Here is a 20,908-nt window from a genome sequence, read left to right as displayed (position 1 = left end):
TCATCGGTGGGCACCACCCTGGTCGCCGACCAGCGCCATCGCCGCGTCCAATTCGCGGACGTCGGTGGTGTCCCAGGGCTGGGCCCAGCCGGCGACGTCGAGCATCGCACAAATCACCTGGCCAGTGAATCCCCAAACCAGCATCTCATTCAGCAGAAACGCCGGTCCGGCCCACCGGCGCCCGAGGTCGCCCCGATACACCATCAGCCGGTTGGCCGGATTGATGAAGGCGCGCAACGGAACTCGCGCGACGATCGCGGTTTCGGCCTCGTTGACGACGGCCACCGGACCCGGATCCGGCGAGTAGGCCAGCACCGGGACGACGTGAAACCGCGACGGCGCGATGAACGTGCGTTCCATCGTGACCAGGGGGCGCAACCGGGAGACGTCGATCCCGGTCTCCTCCTGAGCTTCCCGCAGGGCGGTGGCCACCGGGCCGTCGTCCGTCGGATCGGAGGCTCCGCCGGGGAACGCGGCCTGGCCCGCGTGGTGGCGCAGCGTGGAGGCCCGCACGGTGACCAGTAAGTCGGCGTCGTCGGGGACGCCGCCGTCGGCCGCCGCGGACTCCGGCCCGGAGAACAACACCAGGACGGCGGCTTCCCGGCCGCTGCCGCGCAGCGCCGATACCGCCTTGCCGGTGATTAAGGCCAGCACGTCGGCCGGCAGCCGGCGCCGGTACGCCTCCGGCATCCGCTCGACGTTATCGACCAGGGGGCGCAGCCACGGCGGGGAGGCGTCGGGCGTCAGGGGCAGCGCCGCGCGCGCGGCGCCCTGGGCCGCACCGCCCGCGGGCGGGGGCGTGCCCCCAACACTCACCGGGCGCTCCAGTCGGTCCAATTTTCGGCTTATCCCTTGTCTTTTCCGACCGCGGCCGCGATCTCGTCGGCACTGTCGAAGGCCCGCGGCAGCATCTGCGCAACGCTACCGTCCGGCCGCAGAACCACCGTCGCGGGCATGACGTTTACGACACCGAGCGCCGCCGCGACCCGGCGGCGGCCGTCCTGCAGGGTCGGCAGCCGAACGCCCAGTTCGGCCAGCCGCAGCAACGCGGCCGTCTCGTTCTCGTCCTGATGCACCGTCACCACCGTCACGTCCGGCCCGGCCCGGCGTTGATACTCCGCCATCGCGGGCAGTTCGGCCGCACACGGCGCGCACCAATACGCCCAGAGGTTGAGGACCACCCGACGCCCGGCCAGCGCGCGAGCGACGTCGACAACCGAGCCGTCCGCCGCGCAATCGACCGTGATCCCCCGCAGCGCCGGCGGTCCGGGACCGTCGCCGGCGCCCGGACAGGGCGCCAGATCGGCCCGCTGCCGCGGCCCCGCCAGCGCCGCCGGCGTGTCGGCGTCCCGGTGTTCACGGTCCGGCGCGTTCACCGCGGTGCCGGGCCGGGTCGTCGTCGCGGACTGGTCGCGCAGCTGGGCCACCAGGGCCGCGACCAACGCCGCCACCACCGCGAGGATCGCGATCGTCCAGCGCGTGGTGCGCGTCAAGGCCGTGCTCTACAGGCCGGCCAGCGCCAGCAGGTGCTCGGTCTCCGGGCCGCGCACCAGGGGCGCCGCCAGCAGCGGCTCGGTGGGGCCGAGGCCGAAGGACGGGCAGTCCTTGGCCACCACGCACACCCCGCAGGCCGGCTTGCGCGCGTGGCACACCCGTCGGCCATGGAAGATCACCCGGTGGCTCAACATGGTCCACTCGCTGCGTTCGATCAGTTCGCCCGCCGCGCGCTCGATCTTGACCGGGTCCTTGTCGGTGGTCCAGCGCCAGCGGTGCAGCAGCCGGGCGAAATGGGTGTCGACGGTGATGCCGGGAACCCCAAAAGCGTTGCCCAAGATGACGTTGGCGGTCTTGCGGCCCACCCCGGGCAGCGTGACCAGTTCTTCCATGGTGGAGGGCACCTCGCCGTCGAACCGTTCGACCAGGGCCTGACCGAGGCCGATGAGCGAGGTCGCCTTGTTCCGGAAGAACCCCGTCGGGCGGATGAGCGCTTCCAGTTCGTCGCGGTCGGCCTGCGCGTAGTCCAGCGCGCTGGGGTACCGCTTGAACAAGGCCGGCGTCGTCAGGTTCACCCTCTTGTCGGTGCTCTGCGCGGACAGGATGGTGGCGACCGTCAGCTCCAGTGGCGTGGTGAAGTCCAGCTCGCAGTGCGCGTCCGGAAACGCCTGCGCGAGCGCCCGATTCATCCGGCGGGCCCGTCGCACCAGGCCGACCCGGGTCTCCTCGGCCCACCGTTGCCCGGTGTCACCGCCCGCAGGGGCCGATGCCGACTTCGCCCGCCCGGACGACTTTGCCGCTGTCACCTACGACAGAGTACTGATTTCGTGATCTCGCCGAGACCTCGTGTTGATTGAAGGCCCTGTTTACTCTCCTTGTGTCATGGTTGCTGGTGGCCTGCGTTCCTGGGCTACTGATGCTGGCGGCGCTCGGCTTGGGACGGCTCGAACGGGGGCTGGCCCGCGAGGACGTCGCGATGATCGCGGTCACCGAGCTTTTCGAACACACCGAGCTCGTGGACCTGCGCACGTTGGCGCGGGAGGGCATGCCCGAGGCGCTGGAGCTCCTGCATCGCCGCGATGCCCGGGAACTCGCCGAGGCCGCGCTGGCCGGGCTGACGGCCGCGCCGCGCCACGCCGCGCCGTCGTTTGCCGCCAGCTTCATCGACCACACCGAGCTGACATTGCCGACGCGAATACACGCGCATTCGCGGATCAATCCGCAGTTTAGGGCCACTAGACACGTCAATCGTGTGTAGCGTTGCACGTTGGACAAAATGTCCTACCGCTAGACTCATCACGCGAGCACGGGATTAACCTGGCCGTATCACAAACATTGAAACTTTGAAGAGGCAATGTGGACGAGATCCTGGCAAGGGCAGGAATCTTCCAAGGGGTTGAGCCGGGCGCGGTCGCCGCGCTTACCAAGCAGCTGCAACCCGTCGACTTTCCCCGTGGGCACACGGTCTTCGCCGAAGGCGAGCCGGGCGATCGGCTCTACATCATCGTCTCCGGGAAGGTGAAGATCGGCCGTCGCTCACCCGATGGCCGGGAGAACCTGCTGACGATCATGGGCCCGTCGGACATGTTCGGCGAATTGTCGATTTTCGACCCGGGCCCGCGGACCTCCAGCGCGACCACCATCACCGAGGTGCGCGCGGTGTCGATGGACCGCGACGCGCTGCGGGCGTGGATCGCCGACCGCCCCGAGATCGCCGAGCAGCTGTTGCGGGTGCTGGCCCGGCGGCTGCGCCGCACCAACAACAATCTGGCCGACCTGATCTTCACCGACGTGCCCGGCCGGGTGGCCAAGCAGCTGCTGCAGCTCGCCCAGCGTTTCGGCACCCAGGAGGGTGGCGCCATGCGGGTCACCCACGACCTGACCCAGGAGGAGATCGCCCAGCTGGTGGGCGCCTCGCGGGAGACGGTGAATAAGGCGCTGGCCGACTTCGCCCACCGCGGCTGGATCCGCCTGGAGGGCAAGAGCGTGCTGATTTCGGACTCCGAAAGGCTGGCCCGCCGAGCGAGGTAAGCGCGCGCGGAGCGCGGGCGCAACCGAGCGAGAAATCCGAACCCGAGCGAGGTAAGCGCGCGCGGAGCGCGGGCGCAACCGAGCGAGAATCCGACCCCGAGCGAGGTAAGCGCGCCCGGAGCGCGGGCGCAACCGAGCGAGAATCCGAACCCGAGCGAGGTAAGCGCGCGGGAATTGCGCCGAGCCGGTAATTTCGCAGGCCCTTACTCGCAGTTCTCCTGCAGATTTTCAGGTTCGCTGCAAATAGTTCAGCTGCGCCTGAACGGACCATTCGGCCGCGTCCCAGAGTTTCTCGTCGACGTCCACATAGACGTGTTCGACGACCTGCCGCGCGGTGGCGTCCTCGCCGATGTCACGCAGCGCCGCGCGCACCTGCTCCAGGCGCTCGTGCCGGTGCACCAGGTAGCCCGATGCGACGGCCTCCAGGTTGGCCAGGTCCGGCCCGTGACCGGGCAGCACCGTGCGGGGCCCTAGGCCGCGGAGCCGCCGCAACGATTCCAGGTAGTCGGCCAGGCTGCCGTCTTCTTTATCTATGACGGCGGTGCCACGGCCCAGCACGCTGTCCGCGGTGAGCACCGCGTCGTCGACCAGAAACGACAGCGAGTCGGCGGTGTGGCCGGGGGTGGCCATCACCTTGATCTTCAGGCCGGCCGCGTCGATCACCTCGCCGTCGGTCAGGTGACCGCCGAGGCCGCGCAAGAACCCGCTGCCCGCCGACCGCACCGTCGCGCCGGTGCGCTCGACGAGCTTGTCGATACCGTCGGTGTGGTCGCCGTGCCGGTGACTGATCAGCACCAGCGTGATCCGGCCCAGCCCGGCAACGCGGTCGATGTGCTCGTCGTCGTCCGGGCCGGGGTCCACGACCACCAGCTCGTCGCTGCCCTTGCCGCGAAGCACCCAGGTGTTGGTGCCCTCGAGGGTCAGCAATCCCGGGTTGTCGGCCAGCAGGACCGAGGCGGTCTCGGTGACCGCCCGCAGCCTGCCGTAGGCGGGGTGGCTCAGCGACTCGGGCGCGGCGGTCACGGTCGTGAGCCGACCTCCACGATCAGCTCCACCTCTACCGGCGCATCCAGGGGCAGCTCGGACACGCCGACCGCCGAGCGCGCGTGGGCGCCGGCATCGCCGAACACCTCGGCCAGCAGCTGGGAGGCCCCGTTGATGACGCTGGGCTGGCCGTTGAAACCGGGGGCCGACGCAACGAAGCCGACGACCTTGACCACCCGCGTCACCGCGTCGATGCCCACCAGCGAGTCGATGGCGGCCAGGGCGTTGAGTGCGCAGATCCGCGCGAGCGCCTTGCCCTCTTCCGGGCTGACGTGGGCCCCGACCTTACCCGTCCCGGCGAGCTGTCCGTCCTGCATCGGCAGCTGACCGGCGGTGTAGACCAGGTCACCCGTCCGCACCGCGGGCACGTAGGCGGCCAGCGGGGCCACCACCGCGGGCAGCGCGACACCGAGTTCGGAGAGCCGGGCCGACGCCGTCATCTACTTCGGGCGCTTCAGATACGCGACGTGTTGCTCCCCGGTGGGCCCGGGCAGCACGGACACCAGTTCCCAACCGTCGGCGCCCCACTGGTCGAGGATCTGTTTGGTGGCGTGCGTCAGCAGCGGGACCGTGACGTATTCCCATGCGATCGGTTGGCTCATGGCGCGAGCTTATCGGTCGGGTGTGAACGCCTCTGGCCTGCCCGGGGGCCCGGCGCCGGCCGGGCTAGCATGCGAAGGTGGCAAACATATCGAGCGGCGGTAGCGCCGTCGGCTGGCCGGCGCGGTTGTCGAAGGCCCGCCTGCATTTCGTCACCGGCAAAGGCGGCACGGGCAAGTCGACGATAGCGGCCGCGCTCGCGCTCACCCTGGCAGCCGGGGGCCGAAAGGTTCTCCTCGTGGAAGTCGAAGGGCGGCAAGGCATTGCGCAGCTCTTCGACGTGCCGCCGCTGCCCTACCAGGAGGTCAAGATCGCGACCGCCGAGCGCGGCGGGCAGGTCAACGCCCTGGCGATCGACATCGAGGCGGCCTTCCTGGAATACCTGGACATGTTCTACAACCTCGGTATCGCCGGGCGGGCGATGCGCCGCATCGGCGCCATCGAATTCGCGACGACGATCGCGCCCGGTCTGCGCGACGTGCTGCTGACCGGAAAGATCAAGGAATCGGTGGTGCGGCTGAACAAGGGGGCCAAGACCCCGGTTTACGACGCGGTTGTGGTCGACGCACCGCCGACGGGTCGGATCGCCCGCTTCCTGGACGTCACCAAGGCCGTCTCGGATCTGGCCAAGGGCGGCCCGGTGCACTCGCAGAGCGAGGGCGTGGTGAAGCTGCTGCACTCTGAGCAGACCGCCATCCACCTCGTCACCCTGTTGGAGGCGCTGCCGGTGCAGGAAACGCTCGAGGCCATCGAGGAGCTCGCCGAGATGGAGCTGCCGATCGGCAGCGTGATCGTGAACCGCAACATCGCCTCGTACCTGCAGCCCGCCGACCTGGCCAAGGCCGCCGAGGGACACGTCGACGCGGACTCGGTGCGGACGGGGCTGGAAATGGCGGGGATCAAGCTGAATGACAACGACTTCGCGGGCCTGCTGACCGAAACCATCGAGCACGCGACGGTCATCGCCGCGCGAGCCGAGATCGCGCAACAACTGGACGCGTTGAAGGTGCCGCGGCTCGAACTGCCGACGATCTCCGACGGCGTCGACCTCGGCAGCCTCTATGAGCTTTCGGAAGTGCTTGCGCAGCAGGGGGTTCGATGAGTACCACGCCGAACAAGCTTGATATGGCCACGATCCTGGCCGACACGACCAACCGGGTGGTGGTGTGCTGCGGCGCGGGCGGGGTGGGCAAGACCACCACTGCTGCCGCGATGGCCTTGCGCGCGGCCGAATACGGCCGCAACGTCTGCGTTTTGACGATCGACCCGGCCAAGCGGCTGGCCCAGGCGCTCGGGGTCAACGACCTGGGCAACACCCCTCAGCGCGTGCCGTTGGCGCCGGAGGTTCCCGGCGAGCTGCACGCGATGATGCTCGACATGCGCCGCACGTTCGACGAAATGGTGGTCCAGTACTCCGGAACCGGCCGCGCGCAAGCGATTCTGGACAACCAGTTCTATCAAACGGTCGCCAGCTCGCTCGCCGGCACGCAGGAGTACATGGCGATGGAGAAGCTCGGCCAACTGCTGGCCGAGGACCGCTGGGACCTGGTGGTGGTGGACACCCCGCCATCGCGCAACGCGCTGGACTTCCTGGACGCGCCCAAGCGGCTGGGCAGCTTCATGGACAGTAGGCTGTGGCGGCTGCTGCTCGCGCCGGGCCGGGGTATCGGCCGATTGGTCACCGGCGCAATGGGTTTGGCGATGAAGGCGATGTCAACCGTGCTCGGCTCACAGATGTTGAGCGACGCGGCGGCCTTCGTGCAATCGCTGGACGCCACCTTCGGTGGTTTCCGGGAGAAGGCCGACCGTACCTACGCGCTGCTGAAGCGGCGGGGCACGCAGTTCGTCGTGGTCTCGGCGGCCGAACCCGATGCGCTGCGCGAGGCCTCCTTCTTCGTCGACCGGTTGTCCACCGAAGGAATGCCGCTCGCCGGGCTGGTCTTGAATCGCACCCACCCGACGTTGTGCTCGCTTCCCGCCGAGCGGGCGATCGACGGAACCGAAACGCTGGAGGCCGAAGCGGACTCCGAGGCGGCGTCGCTGGCCGCGGCCGTGCTCAGGATTCATGCCGACCGTGCGCAGACCGCGAAACGGGAAATCAGGTTGCTGTCGCGGTTCACCGGGGCCAATCCGCACGTGCCCGTCGTCGGGGTTCCGTCGCTGCCCTTCGACGTCTCGGACCTGGAAGCGTTGCGCGCCCTCGCCGATCAGATCGCACCGGTTGGCGACGACGCGGCCCGCGCGGCGGCGCAGGGGCCCCTGCACTAGCGGGAGCGATGGGTCCGCGGGTCAGCCGACGCTGCGGGTGCGCCTCTTGTCGAAGAAGTCGGCCCAGGAGACCACCTCGGGGTGCTGCTTGAGCAGGGCGCGGCGTTGACGCTCGGTCATGCCGCCCCAGACGCCGAACTCGACCTTGTTGTCGAGGGCGTCGGCCCCGCACTCCTGCATCACCGGGCAGTGCCGGCAAATAACGGCCGCTTTGCGCTGCGCGGCGCCACGGACGAATAGCTCGTCCGGGTCGGTGGTTCGACACAGTGCTTTGGAAACCCAGGCGATCCGTTCTTCGGCATCAACGCTGCGGAGTACCCCTTGAGCGGCCGCAATGTTTGTCCTACGCGCCGCAGGCCGTGTTCCTGACACGAACTGTTCCCTTCCCTACCGGCCGCTCTCGCGACCGCCCTCCTGGGGTGCAGATCCTGACCTGCGATCTACGCCACACTGTGTACATCGGTGTTACCTGAATCTCACCGTGTGTCTAAGTTAGGTGGTCAGCCACCAATTGCGCAACAGTCCGATAACGCTTTTTTTGGGACGGGCGTGCCGTCTCGTCCAAAACGGCGGGCCAAGAAGTGATCTTGGACACGCCCGTTCGGGGGGTCCATTCACTGACGCACGCGCAAATTTTATCCCTGCCGCGGCCGTAAAGCGCTGGTCAATGACGGGGTGAAAAAGTGGGTGAACGCGCAGCGTGGCGGCGTGACAGGGGGCCGCTACTGTAGTAGCCATGTCAGACCGGCCCCAGGCCTTTCTCACCATCCTCAAGCTCGCGGGGTACTGCTTGCTGGCCGGTGTCGTCGCCACGGCGCTGATGTTTCCGTTCGCGGGCGGATTGGGACTGGTGTCCAACCGGGCCTCCGAAGTCGTCGCCAACGGCTCGGCCCAACTCCTCGAGGGTGAGGTCCCCGCGGTTTCGACGATGGTCGACGCGAAGGGCAACACCATCGCCTGGCTGTACTCCCAGCGCCGCTTCGAGGTGCCCACCGACAAGATCGCCAACACCATGAAGCTGGCGATCGTGTCCATCGAGGACAAGCGGTTCGCCGAGCATGCCGGGGTGGACTGGAAGGGCACGCTGACCGGGCTGGCCGGCTACGCCCGCGGCGACGTCGACACCCGCGGCGGGTCGACCATCGAGCAGCAGTACATCAAGAACTACCAACTGCTGGTGACGGCGAAGACCGACGCCGAGAAGCGCGCCGCCGTGGAGACCACCCCGGCGCGCAAGCTGCGCGAGATCCGGATGGCGCTCACGCTCGACAAGACCTTCACCAAGCCCGAGATTCTCACCCGCTACCTGAACCTGGTGTCGTTCGGCAACGGGTCGTTCGGGGTGCAGGACGCGGCGCAGACCTACTTCGGCATCAACGCTTCGGACCTGAACTGGCAGCAGGCGGCGCTGCTGGCGGGCATGGTGCAGTCGACCAGCGCGCTCAACCCCTACACCAATCCCGAGGGCGCGCTGGCGCGGCGAAACCTGGTGCTGGACACCATGATCGAGAACATCCCGCAGGAGGCCGACGCGCTGCGCGCCGCCAAGGCCACACCGCTGGGCGTGCTGCCGCAGCCCAATGAGCTACCGCGGGGTTGCATCGCCGCCGGCGATCGCGCGTTCTTCTGCGACTACGTCCAGGAGTACCTGTCGCGGGCGGGGATCAGCAAAGAGCAGGTGGCCCGCGGCGGCTACCTGATCCGCACCACGCTGGACCCGGACGTGCAGGTGCCGGTCAAGTCGGCGATCGACCAGTTCGCGAGCCCGACGCTGCCGGGCATCTCCAGCGTGATGAGCGTGATCCAGCCCGGCAAGACCTCGCACAAGGTGATGGCGATGGCCAGCAACCGGACCTACGGGCTGGACAGCGACGCCGGGCAGACCATGCGGCCGCAGCCCTTCTCGCTGGTCGGTGACGGCGCGGGCTCGGTCTTCAAGATCTTCACGACGGCCGCCGCCCTGGACATGGGCATGGGCATCAACGCAACCCTCGACGTGCCGCCGCGCTTCCAGACCAAGGGCATGGGTAGCGGTGGAGCCAAGGGCTGCCCCAAGGACAACTGGTGTGTGGTCAACGCCGGCAACTACCGCGGGTCGATGAATGTCACCGAGGCCCTCGCCACCTCGCCCAATACCGCCTTCGCCAAGCTGATTCAGCAGGTCGGGGTGACCCGCACCGTGGACATGGCGATCAAGCTGGGGCTGCGGTCCTACGCCGACCCCGGCACCGCGCGCGACTACAACCCGGACAGCAACGAGAGCCTGGCCGACTTCGTCAAACGGCAGAACATCGGCTCGTTCACGCTGGGCCCCATCGAAGTCAACGCGCTGGAGCTGTCCAACGTCGCGGCGACGCTGGCCTCGGGCGGCACCTGGTGCCCGCCCAACCCGATCGACAAGCTGATCGACCGGCACGGCAACGAGGTCGCCGTGACCACCGAGACCTGTGACCAGGTGGTGCCCGAAGGCCTGGCCAACACCCTGGCGAACGCGATGAGCAAAGACGCGGTGGGCGGCGGCACCGCCTCCGGTTCCGCCGGCGCCGCGGGGTGGACGCTGCCGATGTCCGGCAAGACCGGCACCACCGAGGCGCACCGCTCCTCCGGCTTCGTGGGCTTCACCAACCACTACGCCGCGGCCAACTACATCTATGACGACTCACCCTCGCCGACGGACCTGTGCTCGTCGCCGCTGCGCCACTGCGGCGAGGGCGACTTGTACGGCGGTAACGAGCCGGCCCGCACCTGGTTCACGGCGATGAAGCCGATCGCCACCAATTTCGGCCCGGTGCAGCTGCCGCCCACCGATCCCCGCTACGTCGACGGCTCACCCGGGTCGCGGGTGCCCAGCGTCGCCGGGTTGGACATCGATGCCGCGCGCGCCCGCCTCAAGGAGGCCGGCTTCCAGGTCGCCGACCAGAACAACTTCGTCAACAGCTCCGCCAAGCAGGGCGAGGTGGTCGGGACCTCGCCGAGCGGCGCGACGATCCCCGGGTCGATCATCACCATCCAGGTCAGCAACGGCATCCCGCCTGCCCCACCGCCGCCCCCGGAGGGCGCGCCGGTGCCGGTCGGCTCGCAGGTGGTGGAGATCCCGGGTCTGCCCCCGATCACCATTCCGCTCCTGGCGCCACCGCCCCCGCCGCCGGGGCAGCCGCCCCCGTAGACCGGGCGAGCTGTGACGCCGCGGCGCAAGCTATACGTTGCCAAAGCGCAACCGGCAGTAGGCTGCCAGCATGGCTGATGCAAGCTCAATGGCCCCCCTCCACGGCGGTCCGCTGCGCGGACCGCATCGTCGCGGGGCGTTGCCCACGCTGATACGCACCGGTGCCGTCGCGCTCGGTTCGGCCGTCGCCGGTATCGGTTACGCCGCCGTCGTCGAGCGCAACGCCTTCGTCCTGCGCGAGATCACGATGCCCGTCCTGACGCCGGGTTCCACGCCGCTGCGGGTGCTGCACATCAGCGATCTGCACATGCTGCCCACCCAGCGCCGAAAACAGGCCTGGCTGCGGGAGCTGAGCAACTGGGAACCCGACCTGGTGGTCAACACCGGGGACAACCTGGCGCACCCGAAGGCGGTGCCCGCGGTGGTGCAGGCCCTGGGCGACCTGCTGTCGCGGCCCGGCGTCTTCGTGTTCGGCAGCAACGACTACTTCGGGCCGCGCCTGAAGAACCCCCTGAATTACGTGACCAACCCGTCGCACCGGGTCCACGGCGAACCGCTGCCCTGGCAGGACCTGCGGGCGGCGTTCACCGAGCGCGGCTGGCTCGACCTGACCCACACGCGGCGCGAGTTCGAGGTGGCCGGCCTGCACGTCGCCGCGGCCGGCGTCGACGACCCGCACATCGACCGGGACCGCTACGAGACGATCGCCGGCCCGGCCAGCCCGGCCGCGAACCTGCGCCTGGGACTTACCCATTCGCCGGAGCCGCGCGTGCTGGACCGCTTCGCCGCCGACGGCTATCAGCTGGTGATGGCCGGCCACACCCACGGCGGGCAGGTCTGCCTGCCGCTCTACGGCGCGCTGGTGACCAACTGCGGCCTGGACCGGTCCCGCGCCAAGGGACCGTCCCGGTGGGGCGCGAACATGGCACTGCACGTCTCCGGCGGCATCGGCACCTCCCCATTCGCCCCGGTGCGGTTCTGCTGCCGGCCCGAGGCCACCCTGCTGACGTTGATCGCCACGCCGATGGGCGGTCACGACTCGGCCAGCGACCTGAGCCGTTCGCAGCCAACAGTTTCGGTGCGTTGACCGAGCGGACCCGGATCGCGGTCCGCAGCCACTCCCGGTCCTGGACGGACAACGCGGTCCGGCTGATCCAGGCCGACGCCCGCCGCAGCGCGGACACGCACCTGCTGCGCTACCCGCTGCCGGAGGCATGGGCTGGAAACGGCTCAGACACCGATGTGGCGCTGTACCTCAAGGACGAGACCACCCACATCACCGGCAGCCTGAAACACCGGCTGGCGCGCTCGCTGTTCCTCTACGCACTCTGCAACGGGTGGATCAACGAGAAGACCACGGTGGTCGAGGCCTCGTCGGGATCGACGGCGGTGTCGGAGGCCTACTTCGCGGCCCTGCTGGGTCTGCCGTTCGTCGCCGTGATGCCGGCGTCGACCAGCTCGTCCAAGGTGGCGCTGATCGAAGCCCAGGGCGGCCGTTGCCATTTCGTGCAGAAGTCCAGCGAGGTGTACGCCGAGGCCGAACGCGTGGCCCGCGACACCGGCGGGCATTACCTCGACCAGTTCACCAACGCCGAACGCGCCACCGACTGGCGGGGCAACAACAACATCGCCGAGTCGATCTTCGAGCAGATGGGCGAGGAGACGCATCCGATTCCGGAGTGGATCGTCGTCGGGGCGGGCACCGGCGGCACCAGCGCCACGATCGGCCGCTACATCCGCTACCGGCGGCACACGACCCGGTTGTGCGTCGTCGACCCGGAGAACTCCGCGTTCTTCCCCGCCTACGAAGACGACCGGTACGACCTCGTGATGCCCGCCTCGTCGCGCATCGAGGGAATCGGCAGGCCGCGCGTGGAGCCGTCGTTTCTGCCCGGTGTGGTCGACCGGATGGTGGCGGTGCCCGACGCGGCGTCCGTCGCCGCCGCCCGCCACGTCAGCACCGTCCTGGGCCGCCGGGTGGGTCCCTCGACCGGCACGAACCTGTGGGGCGCCTTCGGCTTGCTCGCCGAGATGGTCGCCGAACGGCGCAGCGGTTCGGTGGTCACGCTGCTCGCCGACAGCGGCGACCGCTATCACGACACCTACTTCGACGACGACTGGGTCGCCGCGCAGGGACTCGATCCGAGCGGTCCGGCCGCGGCGCTGGTGGAGTTCGAGCGTTCCTGCCGGTGGCAGTGACCCGGCACACCGCGGTTTGGCCAGCCGATGGGCGGGTGCGATAGGCTGTCGGAGCTTCAAGCGGGGTGTGGCGCAGCTTGGTAGCGCGCTTCGTTCGGGACGAAGAGGCCGTGGGTTCAAATCCCGCCACCCCGACTCAGTTTGTGTTAGCTGGCAGGACAGCCGGCCAGAGCGTCTGACACTGCGGACGCGCGGCTTTGCCATTAAGCTCAGCCCGCATGGCGCTGGTAAGCCGGACGCCCGAGCAAGGGCGGCGACGCGAGGTCGGCCGACAGGTCGCCCGGTTTGCTGACACCGCGTCGTCGGATGAGGACCCCGCCCACCCGACCCTGGCGGAGATCGCCCGGCGCAAGCAGGAGATCGAGGCCTGGGAAGCGTTCGACGTCGGCGGTTACCGCTTCGCCAAACCCGGCACCATCATCGGGGCGCTGGTCTCCGCCGTGCTGGTGGTTCTCGTGCTGACCCCTCTCCCGCCGAACTGGCCGTGGGACATTCCGACCATGATCCTGGCCGTCTTCACGGCGGTGGCCACGGTGACGTGTGGCCTGTTGTGGTTCGACAATCCGCACCCGCTGCCCCGCCCCGATTCGCTGGTGATCGTGCCTTTCACCCGGGCGGAGAACCTGCGACTGATGGCGGCTCAACCGGTGGAGCCCTACCGCGCGATCTGCGCCTGCCCGGGCTGCGGCGACACGTCCGCGCACCTGATCCGCGAGCCCGGCAAGGACGAACCTGACTGGGCGATGGTCACCCGGCGCTGCGCCGTGTGCGAGCGCGAATGGGCGCAATCCTGAAATTCGTTGCCCGCCAACGCTCTAACCCTGCCCAGGGTTTACGGCCCTAGGCGCAGTCGGCGCAGATCTGCAGGCCCGCCTTCGTGCTGCGCAACCGGCTGCGGTGCTGCACCAAGAAACAACTCGAGCAGGTGAACTCGTCGGAGCGCTGGGGAATCACCGTCACGGACAGCTCTTCACCGGACAGGTCGGCGCCGGGCAGCTCGAAGAAGTGGACGTCGTTGGGATCTTCATCGACCACTGCGGTGACCGAGCCCTGCAAGGTCGGGGCCAGCTCGCGTATCGCGGACTTGTCCTGAGTGTCCATGTCGGAGACCCGGCGTGCGTCATAGTCGCTTGCGGTCGCCATGGCAGTTCCTTCCTGCTGATGAGCCGGGCTGACGCACTTTCCTGTACTCATCCCGTTGGCGCAGGCTGTACCCCGTTCAGGCTCGAGTTACACCGACCGTCTCGAAAAAGTTGCGCCGGCGGAACCTGAGCTGCCTCAGCCGCCGGGCCGCGGCGGGGTAATGCGCCAGCGCCAGGCCCAACCACGGCGCAACGACCGAGACCAGCAGCGCCCCGATGGCCACCCCTTCGTGCCCCACCAATAGCTCGAACAAACCGATCGCCAGGCTGACCGCCCAGACGGCCACGGCCGCGAGGCCGAGCAGCGGGAAATCCCGCTCGTACTCGGCCGGATAGTTTGCTGCTCGCAACGGGACTGGCGCGACCATGATCGACTCTTACCCGGTCACGACCGCGATCAAACGTGTGGTTGGCCCGAGGCGGGCAGGTGTTCGTTAGCTCACAGGGTCAGCTGCTCGGCGGCGGGGCGGGCTGGTCGGAATTCGCGGCGTGCCAGGCAAGTTCGGCGTCGCGCACCTTGCGATGGGTGCGCGCCAGCCACACCACGCTCGCCGCACCCAGCAGCGCGGCCAGGACCACCGCGGTCAGGCCCGCCGCAAAGTGCCGGGTCGCCAACTCGAATAGACCCACGATCAGGGCGAGCACCGCGACGGCCGAGCCCGCCAGGCCGGGTGCGTTGGCCCCGTTGGTGACGGTTTCACCGGCGTGCTGACGGAACGTCCGTTGGTGATCGATCGGGTCATCGTTGCGGGAATTCAACTGGCCTCCTCGCGAGAAATCTTGCGCGTCAGGGTGATTCGTGCGGCATCTGGCCCGCCGATCGAGCCGGCGCCTGAGGCGGCGGCCACCCCGCGACCCATAAACCGCAACCGCTTCGCGGGATCATCAACGGCGGTTACCCGCCGCCCCAGTCCCCAAACCGTTCGCCGCACCGGTGTCAGCCGGCCCCGAGGTGGGTATGCCGCGCAGATGAAACCCGCCGTTCTGTTCGACGTCGACGGAAGCCTGATCGACTCCAACTATCTGCACGTCTGCGCGTGGCTGCGCGCCTTCGACGACGAGGGACTGCCCGTGGCCGCCTGGCAGATCCACCGTTGCATCGGAATGGACGGCTCCACATTGGTCCGGACCCTCTCCGATGACGCACCGGACGAGGTTCAGGAGCGGCTGAGCGACGGGCACAGCCGTTACTACCGGGAGAGCACCCACCTGCTCACGCCCCTGCCCGGCGCCCAGGCGCTGCTGCGGCGGGTCGCCGACCTGGGCCTGCAGGTCGTGCTGGCGACGTCGGCGCCCGACGACGAATTAGAGATCTTGCGCAAGGTCCTCGATTGCGAGGAGGTCATTTCGGAGACCACGTCGTCGCGGGACGTCGACACCGCCAAACCCGAGCCGGGCATCGTGCAGGTCGCGCTGGACCGCGCCGGGGTCAACGCCGATCATGCGGTGTTCGTCGGGGACGCCGTGTGGGATGCGCACGCGGCGGGAGGCGCCAAGTTGCCGTGCATCGGCCTGCTCAGCGGCGGGATCGCGCGCGAGGAACTGCAGGCGGCGGGTGCGTCACCGATCTTCGCCGATCCCCAGGACCTGCTGAACCATCTGGACTCGACGCGAATCCACGAACTCGCGCTACATGCCGCGCGAGCGCAGTAGCAGCGGCAGCAGCCACCAGAAGAACGTAAACAGCGTCAGCGCACACGCTCCCGCGATCAGGGCCGGGCTGCGCCCCGCCACCGCGGCGAACACGATGACCGTCACCCCGGTCAGGGCGAGGCCGAGCAGCGCCAGCCCCGCGTAGGCGCACCGATGGGCGGCCGACACCAAGACCTGTAGGCGGTGCCGGCGGAACAGCATTCTGTGCATGCCTACCGGGGCGATCAGCAGGACGGTCGCGCCCACCGAACAACCCACCGTGATCAGGTAGGCGTCGCGCAGGACGGGCGCCAGGACGTCGAACCGCTGCTGGAACGGCAACGTCAGCAGGAAGCCGGTGAGCAGCTGCACCCCGGTCTGCACCACGCGCAGCTCCTGCAGCAGGCTGTTCCAATTGCGGTCCAGCCGTTGGATTTCAGTTTCGCCGCGCTCGCGGCTGTCCCAGTGCTGGTCGTCTTGCGGGTGATCGACGTCCATAGCCGTGATCATCGCACCTGGCGCACCCGCCAGCGCCGTTTCCCGACGAGGAATCGAGGTGTTGAATTCGAATTGCACTCGGCGGTCGGCCGATTTGCAATCGAATTCCACCAAATACGTTGTGCCGCAAGACACGGCGATACCCGAGCGCCTAGCGGCTGATGTTGTCGTCCCGGACCGCGGTCAGGGCGTCGTCGAGCGTCGGGTGCAGCGGGAAGGTCTTGTCCAGGCCGGTCAGGTGAATCGGCCGCCTGGTTGCCGGACCACGCGCGACCACCCCGAACCCCGTCGCCTCGCCCAGCTTCTCGTACGTCGCCGCCAGGATCTTCAGCCCCACCGAACCGAGGAACTCCACCGCCGAAAGATCGATGACCAGAGCCGCCGGGTTCTCCGCCACTACCGCGCCGATGGCCTGTTCCAGGGCCGGCGCCGTGACCAAATCGATTTCGCCGCTGACACTGACCACGGACACGCCATCGTGGTCCTCAACCAACGTGGTAATCGAATCAGGAGCTGACAATGGCGATCCTTTGTCCTGGGCCTTAAGTGTGGTGCAAGCCTAGCCTGCGTTGCGAACTGCGAGAAGAATATGCCCTCGACACCTGCCCCGCGACAACCCACGCTAGTCTCGCAAAATCGAGCCTGCACGCGACGGGGCGCGAACCGGCACTCGGGAGGCCACATGTCAGATTCGCCGTCGGAGTTCGGCAGCGCGGGTGCCGCCGCCCAGGCAGCCACCATTTCCAGCGAGGGCCTGCTGCCCCAGCTCGTCCAGCATCTGCGGCAGAACCGAACGGTGCTGCGCGAGGAATGGGCGCGCAGGATCACCGAGGCCGAACTGCTCACCGCGATGACGCCCGAGGAGCTGTTCTCCGAGGCGACCGCCGTCTACGACAACTACGTGGAGGTGCTCGAGACCGGTAGCGTCGAGGCGCTGCAGGCCTACGCGCGCGACCTGTCGGAGCGCATCATTCCGCGGGGCGTGGAAACCGACGAGGTCGTCGGCATCGTGTTGTTGCTGCGTGACGTGCTGGCGCGCTCGTTGTTCGAGAAGTACCAGGCCGAGTTCGAGATGCTCAACCGGGTGCTGGACGCCTACGAACCGGCGGCCAACCGCATCGCCAACACCGTGGCCGTGTCCTTCGTGCAGGAACGCGAGCGCATCATCCGCCAGCAGCAGGAGGCGATCCGCGAGCTGTCGACGCCGGTGCTGCAGGTGCGTGAGCAGTTGCTGATTCTGCCGATCATCGGTGTGCTCGATTCCCAGCGCGCCCGCCAGGTCACCGAGCAGCTGTTGAGAGCCATCCGCGCGAACCGCGCGAAGGTGGTGGTCATCGACATCACCGGCGTGCCGACCATCGACTCCACGGTGGCCAACCACCTGGTGCAGACGGTCGACGCGTCGGGCCTGATGGGCGCCAGCGTCATCATCACCGGCCTGTCCTCCGAAATCGCCCTGACCCTGGTGACGATCGGCCTGGACCTGTCCAAGATGAACGCGGTCGGCGACCTGCAGGGCGGCATCGAGGAAGCCGAGCGCCTGCTGGGCTACGAAGTCTCCCGCACCGGCGAGCAGCCAGGCTAGACATCAGGAACGCGAGCGCCCCATGCCAGTACCGATTCTGAAACAGGGTGCGATTCTGATCGCCTCGGTACAGGCCGCGCTCAGCGATTCCGACGCCGAGCGGCTGCGCTACGACCTGATGGAGCGGGTCAGCCGGTTCCGCGCGCAGGGCATCATCGTCGACGTCACCGCCATCGACGTGATGGACTCCTTCGCGGCCCGGTCGCTGCGCACGATCGCGCACATGACCCGGCTGCGCGGCGCGGACACGGTGATCGTCGGACTGCAGCCGGAAGTCGCCTTCGCCATGGTCCAGCTGGGGTTGGCGTTCGACGACATGAACACCGCGCTTGACCTCGAAGAGGGCCTGGCACTGCTGAATCGCCAACTGGCGCAACGAAAACCGACGATCGGGCGCGACGGTGGCGGCTGATATAGTCGTCGACATCGACAATTCCGACGACATCGTCGAAGCTCGCAAAGCCGGACACCAACTCGCCCTCGATCTGGGATTCTCCCTCACCGACGTCACGATGATCGCCACGGCGATCTCCGAGATCGCGCGCAACATCACCAGCTACGCCGGCCGGGGCACCGTCCGAGTGTTCGTGGCCGACCGCGACGGCCGCAAGGCCCTGGTGGTGCGCGCCGAGGACGAGGGTCCGGGCATCGCCGACATCGAGCGGGCGATGGAGGACGGTTATTCGACCGGTCGCGGGCTGGGAATGGGCCTGCCCGGCTCCCGCCGGCTGATGGACCGACTGTTCGTGGAGTCGGCGCTGGGCAAGGGAACGGCCGTCGAGATGTGGAAATGGGTGCCGCCCCGTGCATGAGAACGGCCGGTTCGGTCCCATCGAGTGGGCGAGGGCGGGGCGCCCTCTGCCCAGCGAGTACACCTCGGGTGACCGGGGCCTCGCCGTCGACCTCGCCGGCGCCGCCGCCCTGTTCGGCGTGGTCGACGGCCTCGGCCACGGCCCCGAAGCCGCAGCCGCCGCGCTGCGCGCCGTCGAAACGGTCCAGCGCTCCAGCACCGAGCGCCTGGAGGTGCTGATCCAGCTGTGTCACCGCGTGCTCGAGGGCAGCAGGGGCGTCGCGATGACCTTGGCGCGTATGGACTTCGCGGCCAACACGCTGACCTGGACCGGCGTCGGCAACGTCACCGCCGACCTGGTGGCCAAATCCCCGACCGGCGTGCAGATTCGACACAGCGCGCGGCTGACCGCGGGAATCGTCGGCTACCGCATACCGGAAATCCGGCCGGCGCAGATCATTTCGATCCGTCCCGGGGACCTGCTGGTGATCAGTACCGACGGGATCACCGAGAATTACCTGGACCACATCGACTTCTCGGCCACCGCCGTCGTCATCGCCGAGGAACTGCTCGGTAAGGACGCCAAGGAAACCGACGATGCCATGGTACTGACCGCTCGTCATCGGGGGACTTCGACGTGAGCGACAGCGACGACTTCCACGCCCAGTACGCCGCGGCCTTGCGCGCCTACATGCAGGCGCGGGACGAGGACAGCCTGGCCGCCGCGTACGAACTCGGCCGCCGGGCCCTGCAAGAGGAAGTCAGCCTGCTCGCGATCATCGAGCGGCACGTGCAGCTGATTCTCGGCCTGGCCAAGGACATTCAGATCGACGCGCCGATCGCGCTGGAATTCCTGTTGCAGATGCTGGTCCCCCTCGACATCGCCACCCGGGGCTTTCTGGACGGCACGCGCCGCTTCGCGCGCGAGCGCGCCCGCGCCGAGGGGCTGGCCGACCGCGACAGATTCCGCACCGCGGTCGTGAATTCGTTGCAGGAGGGATTCTTCGTCGCCGACCACGAGGGCTCCGTGATCGAGATGAACAACGCCCTGATCGAAATCCTGGGTTATCCGGCGGAGGGTCTGCCCTACCGATGGCCACATCCGTGGTTGGTCGACCAGAAGGGCGCGAGCCAACAACAGTCGCTGGTGCAAAGCATCGGCGCCACCGCCTACGAGACACCCATCCGCCATCGCGACGGGCATCTGGTCTGGGTAACGGTCAGTATCAACGCCGTTCAGGGCAGCGGCAGCGACCAGGACGTCTTCGTGGGGACGATCCGTGACATCACCGCCGAACGCGCCTTCGCCGCAAGGGAAAGCGCGGTCCTGCGCCTGGCGACGGCCGTGGCCGTCGCCAAAAGCGTGGACGAGCTGCTGTCCATCACGCTCGACGAGTGCAGCACGGCGATCGACGTGCAACGCGTGGTCGCGATCTCGTGGCCGACCGGCGAGGGTGAACCCACCGTGCAGGTGGCGGGCGAGTCGTCCCAAATACCTTGGCGCAGGCTGGATCCGTGGCTGCGCCGGACGTTTGAGGACGCCCGCCATCAGCTGCCGCTGACGGCGAGAACGGTCGAGCACCCCGACAATCCCGGCAAGGCACAGGGTTTGGTGGCGGTACTCTCCGGCGCGGGCGACCTGGCGTTGTGGATGGAGCTGCGCTCGCCACGCTGGGTCAGTGCCGAAGACCGGCTGCTGGTCACCGTCCTCATCGGACACCTCAGCCTCGCGATGCAACACGTCCGCCAATTCGAGAGCGCCCGCGAGACGTCGCTGACCTTGCAGCGCGCCCTGCTGCCGACGATGGAGCCGCCGCCGGGCTTCGCCGTGCGTTACGAGCCCGCCGTCCCGCCGTTGGAGATCGGCGGCGACTGGTACGACGTGCTGCCGATCGGCGACCACCGCATCGGCATCGTGGTCGGCGACTGCGTGGGCCGTGGCCTGCCGGCGGCCGCGGTCATGGGTCAGCTACGCAGCTCCGCGCGGGCGTTGCTGATCAACGGGGCCGAGCCCGCGCTGCTGCTCGATCAACTGGACTCGGCGGCCTCGCTCATCCCGAACGCCTACTGCACCACCGTCTTCCTGGCGATCCTGGACACCGAATCCGGGGTCCTGCAGTACAGCAACGCCGGCCACATGCCCGCCCTGCTGGTGGGGCCGGAACCGGACACGACCGCGATGTTGACCGACGCGGCGTCGGTGCCGCTGGCCGTGCGCCGCGCGGAACCCCGCCCGCAGGCCAGTCGCGTACTGCCACCGGGGTCCACCCTGATGCTGTTCACCGACGGGCTGGTGGAGCGCAAGCACGAATCCATCGACGACGGGATCAACCGGGCCGCCGCGGTCCTGGTGAAGACGACCGCGCTGCCACTGGATTCCGTCGCCGATGCGGTTTTGCGTGAGTTGGCCCCTCCGGCTGGGTATGACGACGATGTGGCAATGGTGATCTACCGGCACC

The 20,908-nt window shown here is 68.5% G+C and carries 26 protein-coding genes and 1 tRNA gene; 15 read left to right on the top strand and 12 right to left on the bottom strand.

Annotated elements, in window-relative coordinates:
- From A9X03_RS01945 to nth, 3 genes are read right to left on the bottom strand one after another with little or no spacing between them, the layout of a single operon-like run.
- Complete coding sequence (locus tag A9X03_RS01945; protein WP_067783360.1) at positions 1-816, bottom strand: CoA pyrophosphatase; 816 nt, start codon at positions 814-816, stop codon at positions 1-3.
- A gap of 29 nt (positions 817-845) precedes the next feature.
- The gene (locus A9X03_RS01940; RefSeq protein WP_067749563.1) at positions 846-1,493 is read right to left on the bottom strand and encodes a TlpA disulfide reductase family protein; all 648 of its coding nucleotides are present in this window, start codon (positions 1,491-1,493) and stop codon (positions 846-848) included.
- A 9-nt stretch (positions 1,494-1,502) separates the two neighbouring features.
- Positions 1,503-2,183 carry an endonuclease III gene (gene nth, locus A9X03_RS01935; protein WP_067749565.1) on the bottom strand — a complete coding sequence of 227 codons (681 nt, stop codon included), beginning with the start codon at positions 2,181-2,183 and terminating at the stop codon, positions 1,503-1,505.
- Between the two features lie 173 nt (positions 2,184-2,356).
- Between nth and A9X03_RS01930 the strand changes: the two genes are divergently transcribed.
- A complete protein-coding gene (locus A9X03_RS01930) occupies positions 2,357-2,752 on the top strand; it encodes a hypothetical protein (RefSeq protein ID WP_231975325.1) in 396 nt (131 codons plus the stop codon).
- Positions 2,753-2,850: 98 nt separating this feature from the next.
- Entirely contained in the window at positions 2,851-3,525 is a 675-nt protein-coding gene (gene crp, locus A9X03_RS01925) for a cAMP-activated global transcriptional regulator CRP (RefSeq protein ID WP_044508824.1), read from the top strand.
- Positions 3,526-3,753: 228 nt separating this feature from the next.
- Here the strand turns inward: crp and A9X03_RS01920 are convergent, their stop codons facing one another.
- From A9X03_RS01920 to A9X03_RS28980, 3 genes are read right to left on the bottom strand one after another with little or no spacing between them, the layout of a single operon-like run.
- Entirely contained in the window at positions 3,754-4,548 is a 795-nt protein-coding gene (locus A9X03_RS01920) for an MBL fold metallo-hydrolase (protein ID WP_067749569.1), read from the bottom strand.
- On the bottom strand, positions 4,545-5,009 hold the full coding sequence (locus tag A9X03_RS01915) for a RidA family protein (protein ID WP_067749572.1): 465 nt from the start codon (positions 5,007-5,009) through the stop codon (positions 4,545-4,547). The genes A9X03_RS01920 and A9X03_RS01915 overlap by 4 nt, the downstream gene beginning before the upstream one ends.
- On the bottom strand, positions 5,010-5,171 hold the full coding sequence (locus A9X03_RS28980; protein WP_073871548.1) for a DUF4177 domain-containing protein: 162 nt from the start codon (positions 5,169-5,171) through the stop codon (positions 5,010-5,012).
- Between the two features lie 77 nt (positions 5,172-5,248).
- Here A9X03_RS28980 and A9X03_RS01910 point away from each other — a divergent pair, with 77 nt between their 5' ends.
- Positions 5,249-6,271 carry an ArsA family ATPase gene (locus A9X03_RS01910; protein ID WP_067749574.1) on the top strand — a complete coding sequence of 341 codons (1,023 nt, stop codon included), beginning with the start codon at positions 5,249-5,251 and terminating at the stop codon, positions 6,269-6,271.
- The gene (locus A9X03_RS01905) at positions 6,268-7,437 is read left to right on the top strand and encodes an ArsA family ATPase (protein WP_067783353.1); all 1,170 of its coding nucleotides are present in this window, start codon (positions 6,268-6,270) and stop codon (positions 7,435-7,437) included. Before A9X03_RS01910 ends, A9X03_RS01905 begins: the two co-directional genes overlap by 4 nt.
- A gap of 21 nt (positions 7,438-7,458) precedes the next feature.
- Here the strand turns inward: A9X03_RS01905 and A9X03_RS01900 are convergent, their stop codons facing one another.
- Positions 7,459-7,809, bottom strand: coding sequence for a WhiB family transcriptional regulator (locus tag A9X03_RS01900; RefSeq protein ID WP_065443482.1), 351 nt, complete (start codon positions 7,807-7,809; stop codon positions 7,459-7,461).
- 364 nt (positions 7,810-8,173) lie between these two features.
- On the opposite strand from A9X03_RS01900, the gene ponA2 reads away from it, so the two are divergent.
- From ponA2 to A9X03_RS01875, 5 genes are all read left to right on the top strand, one after another.
- Entirely contained in the window at positions 8,174-10,603 is a 2,430-nt protein-coding gene (ponA2, locus tag A9X03_RS01895; RefSeq protein ID WP_067890564.1) for a transglycosylase/D,D-transpeptidase PonA2, read from the top strand.
- Positions 10,604-10,691: 88 nt separating this feature from the next.
- On the top strand, positions 10,692-11,690 hold the full coding sequence (locus tag A9X03_RS01890; RefSeq protein ID WP_082969819.1) for a metallophosphoesterase: 999 nt from the start codon (positions 10,692-10,694) through the stop codon (positions 11,688-11,690).
- Positions 11,687-12,802 carry a PLP-dependent cysteine synthase family protein gene (locus A9X03_RS01885; RefSeq protein WP_068259409.1) on the top strand — a complete coding sequence of 372 codons (1,116 nt, stop codon included), beginning with the start codon at positions 11,687-11,689 and terminating at the stop codon, positions 12,800-12,802. The genes A9X03_RS01890 and A9X03_RS01885 overlap by 4 nt, the downstream gene beginning before the upstream one ends.
- Positions 12,803-12,863: 61 nt before the next feature.
- A tRNA-Pro gene (locus tag A9X03_RS01880) sits at positions 12,864-12,937 on the top strand.
- Positions 12,938-13,020: 83 nt separating this feature from the next.
- Entirely contained in the window at positions 13,021-13,596 is a 576-nt protein-coding gene (locus tag A9X03_RS01875; RefSeq protein ID WP_067783340.1) for a hypothetical protein, read from the top strand.
- A gap of 46 nt (positions 13,597-13,642) precedes the next feature.
- Here the strand turns inward: A9X03_RS01875 and A9X03_RS01870 are convergent, their stop codons facing one another.
- The 3 genes from A9X03_RS01870 to A9X03_RS01860 form a co-directional block, all read right to left on the bottom strand.
- Positions 13,643-13,945 carry a DUF4193 domain-containing protein gene (locus tag A9X03_RS01870; RefSeq protein WP_067749329.1) on the bottom strand — a complete coding sequence of 101 codons (303 nt, stop codon included), beginning with the start codon at positions 13,943-13,945 and terminating at the stop codon, positions 13,643-13,645.
- A 76-nt stretch (positions 13,946-14,021) separates the two neighbouring features.
- Positions 14,022-14,312, bottom strand: coding sequence for a hypothetical protein (locus A9X03_RS01865; RefSeq protein ID WP_082950332.1), 291 nt, complete (start codon positions 14,310-14,312; stop codon positions 14,022-14,024).
- A gap of 79 nt (positions 14,313-14,391) precedes the next feature.
- Positions 14,392-14,703 (bottom strand): hypothetical protein, encoded by a 312-nt coding sequence (locus A9X03_RS01860; RefSeq protein ID WP_067749326.1) that lies wholly within the window; start codon positions 14,701-14,703, stop codon positions 14,392-14,394.
- Between the two features lie 210 nt (positions 14,704-14,913).
- Between A9X03_RS01860 and A9X03_RS01855 the strand changes: the two genes are divergently transcribed.
- Positions 14,914-15,597, top strand: a complete 684-nt coding sequence (locus A9X03_RS01855; protein ID WP_067749315.1) for an HAD family hydrolase — start codon at positions 14,914-14,916, stop codon at positions 15,595-15,597.
- Here A9X03_RS01855 and A9X03_RS01850 read toward each other — a convergent pair.
- A complete protein-coding gene (locus tag A9X03_RS01850; protein ID WP_067749333.1) occupies positions 15,574-16,074 on the bottom strand; it encodes a DUF6328 family protein in 501 nt (166 codons plus the stop codon). The two genes, A9X03_RS01855 and A9X03_RS01850, sit on opposite strands and share 24 nt — an antisense overlap.
- 151 nt (positions 16,075-16,225) lie before the next feature.
- The gene (locus A9X03_RS01845; RefSeq protein WP_156669914.1) at positions 16,226-16,594 is read right to left on the bottom strand and encodes an STAS domain-containing protein; all 369 of its coding nucleotides are present in this window, start codon (positions 16,592-16,594) and stop codon (positions 16,226-16,228) included.
- A 162-nt stretch (positions 16,595-16,756) separates the two neighbouring features.
- Between A9X03_RS01845 and A9X03_RS01840 the strand changes: the two genes are divergently transcribed.
- The 5 genes from A9X03_RS01840 to A9X03_RS01820 form a co-directional block, all read left to right on the top strand.
- Positions 16,757-17,659, top strand: a complete 903-nt coding sequence (locus A9X03_RS01840; protein WP_067749310.1) for an STAS domain-containing protein — start codon at positions 16,757-16,759, stop codon at positions 17,657-17,659.
- 22 nt (positions 17,660-17,681) lie between these two features.
- Complete coding sequence (locus A9X03_RS01835; protein WP_067270791.1) at positions 17,682-18,071, top strand: STAS domain-containing protein; 390 nt, start codon at positions 17,682-17,684, stop codon at positions 18,069-18,071.
- A complete protein-coding gene (locus tag A9X03_RS01830) occupies positions 18,061-18,471 on the top strand; it encodes an anti-sigma regulatory factor (protein WP_067749308.1) in 411 nt (136 codons plus the stop codon). The genes A9X03_RS01835 and A9X03_RS01830 overlap by 11 nt, the downstream gene beginning before the upstream one ends.
- The gene (locus A9X03_RS01825) at positions 18,464-19,090 is read left to right on the top strand and encodes a SpoIIE family protein phosphatase (RefSeq protein WP_067749307.1); all 627 of its coding nucleotides are present in this window, start codon (positions 18,464-18,466) and stop codon (positions 19,088-19,090) included. Before A9X03_RS01830 ends, A9X03_RS01825 begins: the two co-directional genes overlap by 8 nt.
- A partial coding sequence (locus A9X03_RS01820; RefSeq protein WP_068259408.1) for a SpoIIE family protein phosphatase occupies positions 19,087-20,908 on the top strand: 1,822 nt, incomplete at its 3' end. The genes A9X03_RS01825 and A9X03_RS01820, both read left to right, overlap by 4 nt.

The organism is Mycobacterium sp. E1715 (assembly GCF_001667625.1).
GTDB lineage: Bacteria > Actinomycetota > Actinomycetes > Mycobacteriales > Mycobacteriaceae > Mycobacterium.
Note: the sequence above shows the minus strand (reverse complement) of the source record. Positions and strands in the feature narration are given on the sequence as shown.

What these genes read in the sequence shown, in the direction of transcription:
- nth (WP_067749565.1), bottom strand. Translation starts at nt 2,183, where the DNA reads ATGAATCGGGCGCTCGCGCAGGCGTTTCCGGACGCGCACTGCGAGCTG.
- A9X03_RS01915 (WP_067749572.1), bottom strand. Translation starts at nt 5,009, where the DNA reads ATGACGGCGTCGGCCCGGCTCTCCGAACTCGGTGTCGCGCTGCCCGCG.
- A9X03_RS28980 (WP_073871548.1), bottom strand. Translation starts at nt 5,171, where the DNA reads ATGAGCCAACCGATCGCATGGGAATACGTCACGGTCCCGCTGCTGACG.
- A9X03_RS01905 (WP_067783353.1), top strand. Translation starts at nt 6,268, where the DNA reads ATGAGTACCACGCCGAACAAGCTTGATATGGCCACGATCCTGGCCGAC.
- ponA2 (WP_067890564.1), top strand. Translation starts at nt 8,174, where the DNA reads ATGTCAGACCGGCCCCAGGCCTTTCTCACCATCCTCAAGCTCGCGGGG.
- A9X03_RS01890 (WP_082969819.1), top strand. Translation starts at nt 10,692, where the DNA reads ATGGCCCCCCTCCACGGCGGTCCGCTGCGCGGACCGCATCGTCGCGGG.
- A9X03_RS01875 (WP_067783340.1), top strand. Translation starts at nt 13,021, where the DNA reads ATGGCGCTGGTAAGCCGGACGCCCGAGCAAGGGCGGCGACGCGAGGTC.
- A9X03_RS01870 (WP_067749329.1), bottom strand. Translation starts at nt 13,945, where the DNA reads ATGGCGACCGCAAGCGACTATGACGCACGCCGGGTCTCCGACATGGAC.
- A9X03_RS01865 (WP_082950332.1), bottom strand. Translation starts at nt 14,312, where the DNA reads ATGGTCGCGCCAGTCCCGTTGCGAGCAGCAAACTATCCGGCCGAGTAC.
- A9X03_RS01855 (WP_067749315.1), top strand. Translation starts at nt 14,914, where the DNA reads ATGAAACCCGCCGTTCTGTTCGACGTCGACGGAAGCCTGATCGACTCC.
- A9X03_RS01850 (WP_067749333.1), bottom strand. Translation starts at nt 16,074, where the DNA reads ATGGACGTCGATCACCCGCAAGACGACCAGCACTGGGACAGCCGCGAG.
- A9X03_RS01840 (WP_067749310.1), top strand. Translation starts at nt 16,757, where the DNA reads ATGTCAGATTCGCCGTCGGAGTTCGGCAGCGCGGGTGCCGCCGCCCAG.
- A9X03_RS01835 (WP_067270791.1), top strand. Translation starts at nt 17,682, where the DNA reads ATGCCAGTACCGATTCTGAAACAGGGTGCGATTCTGATCGCCTCGGTA.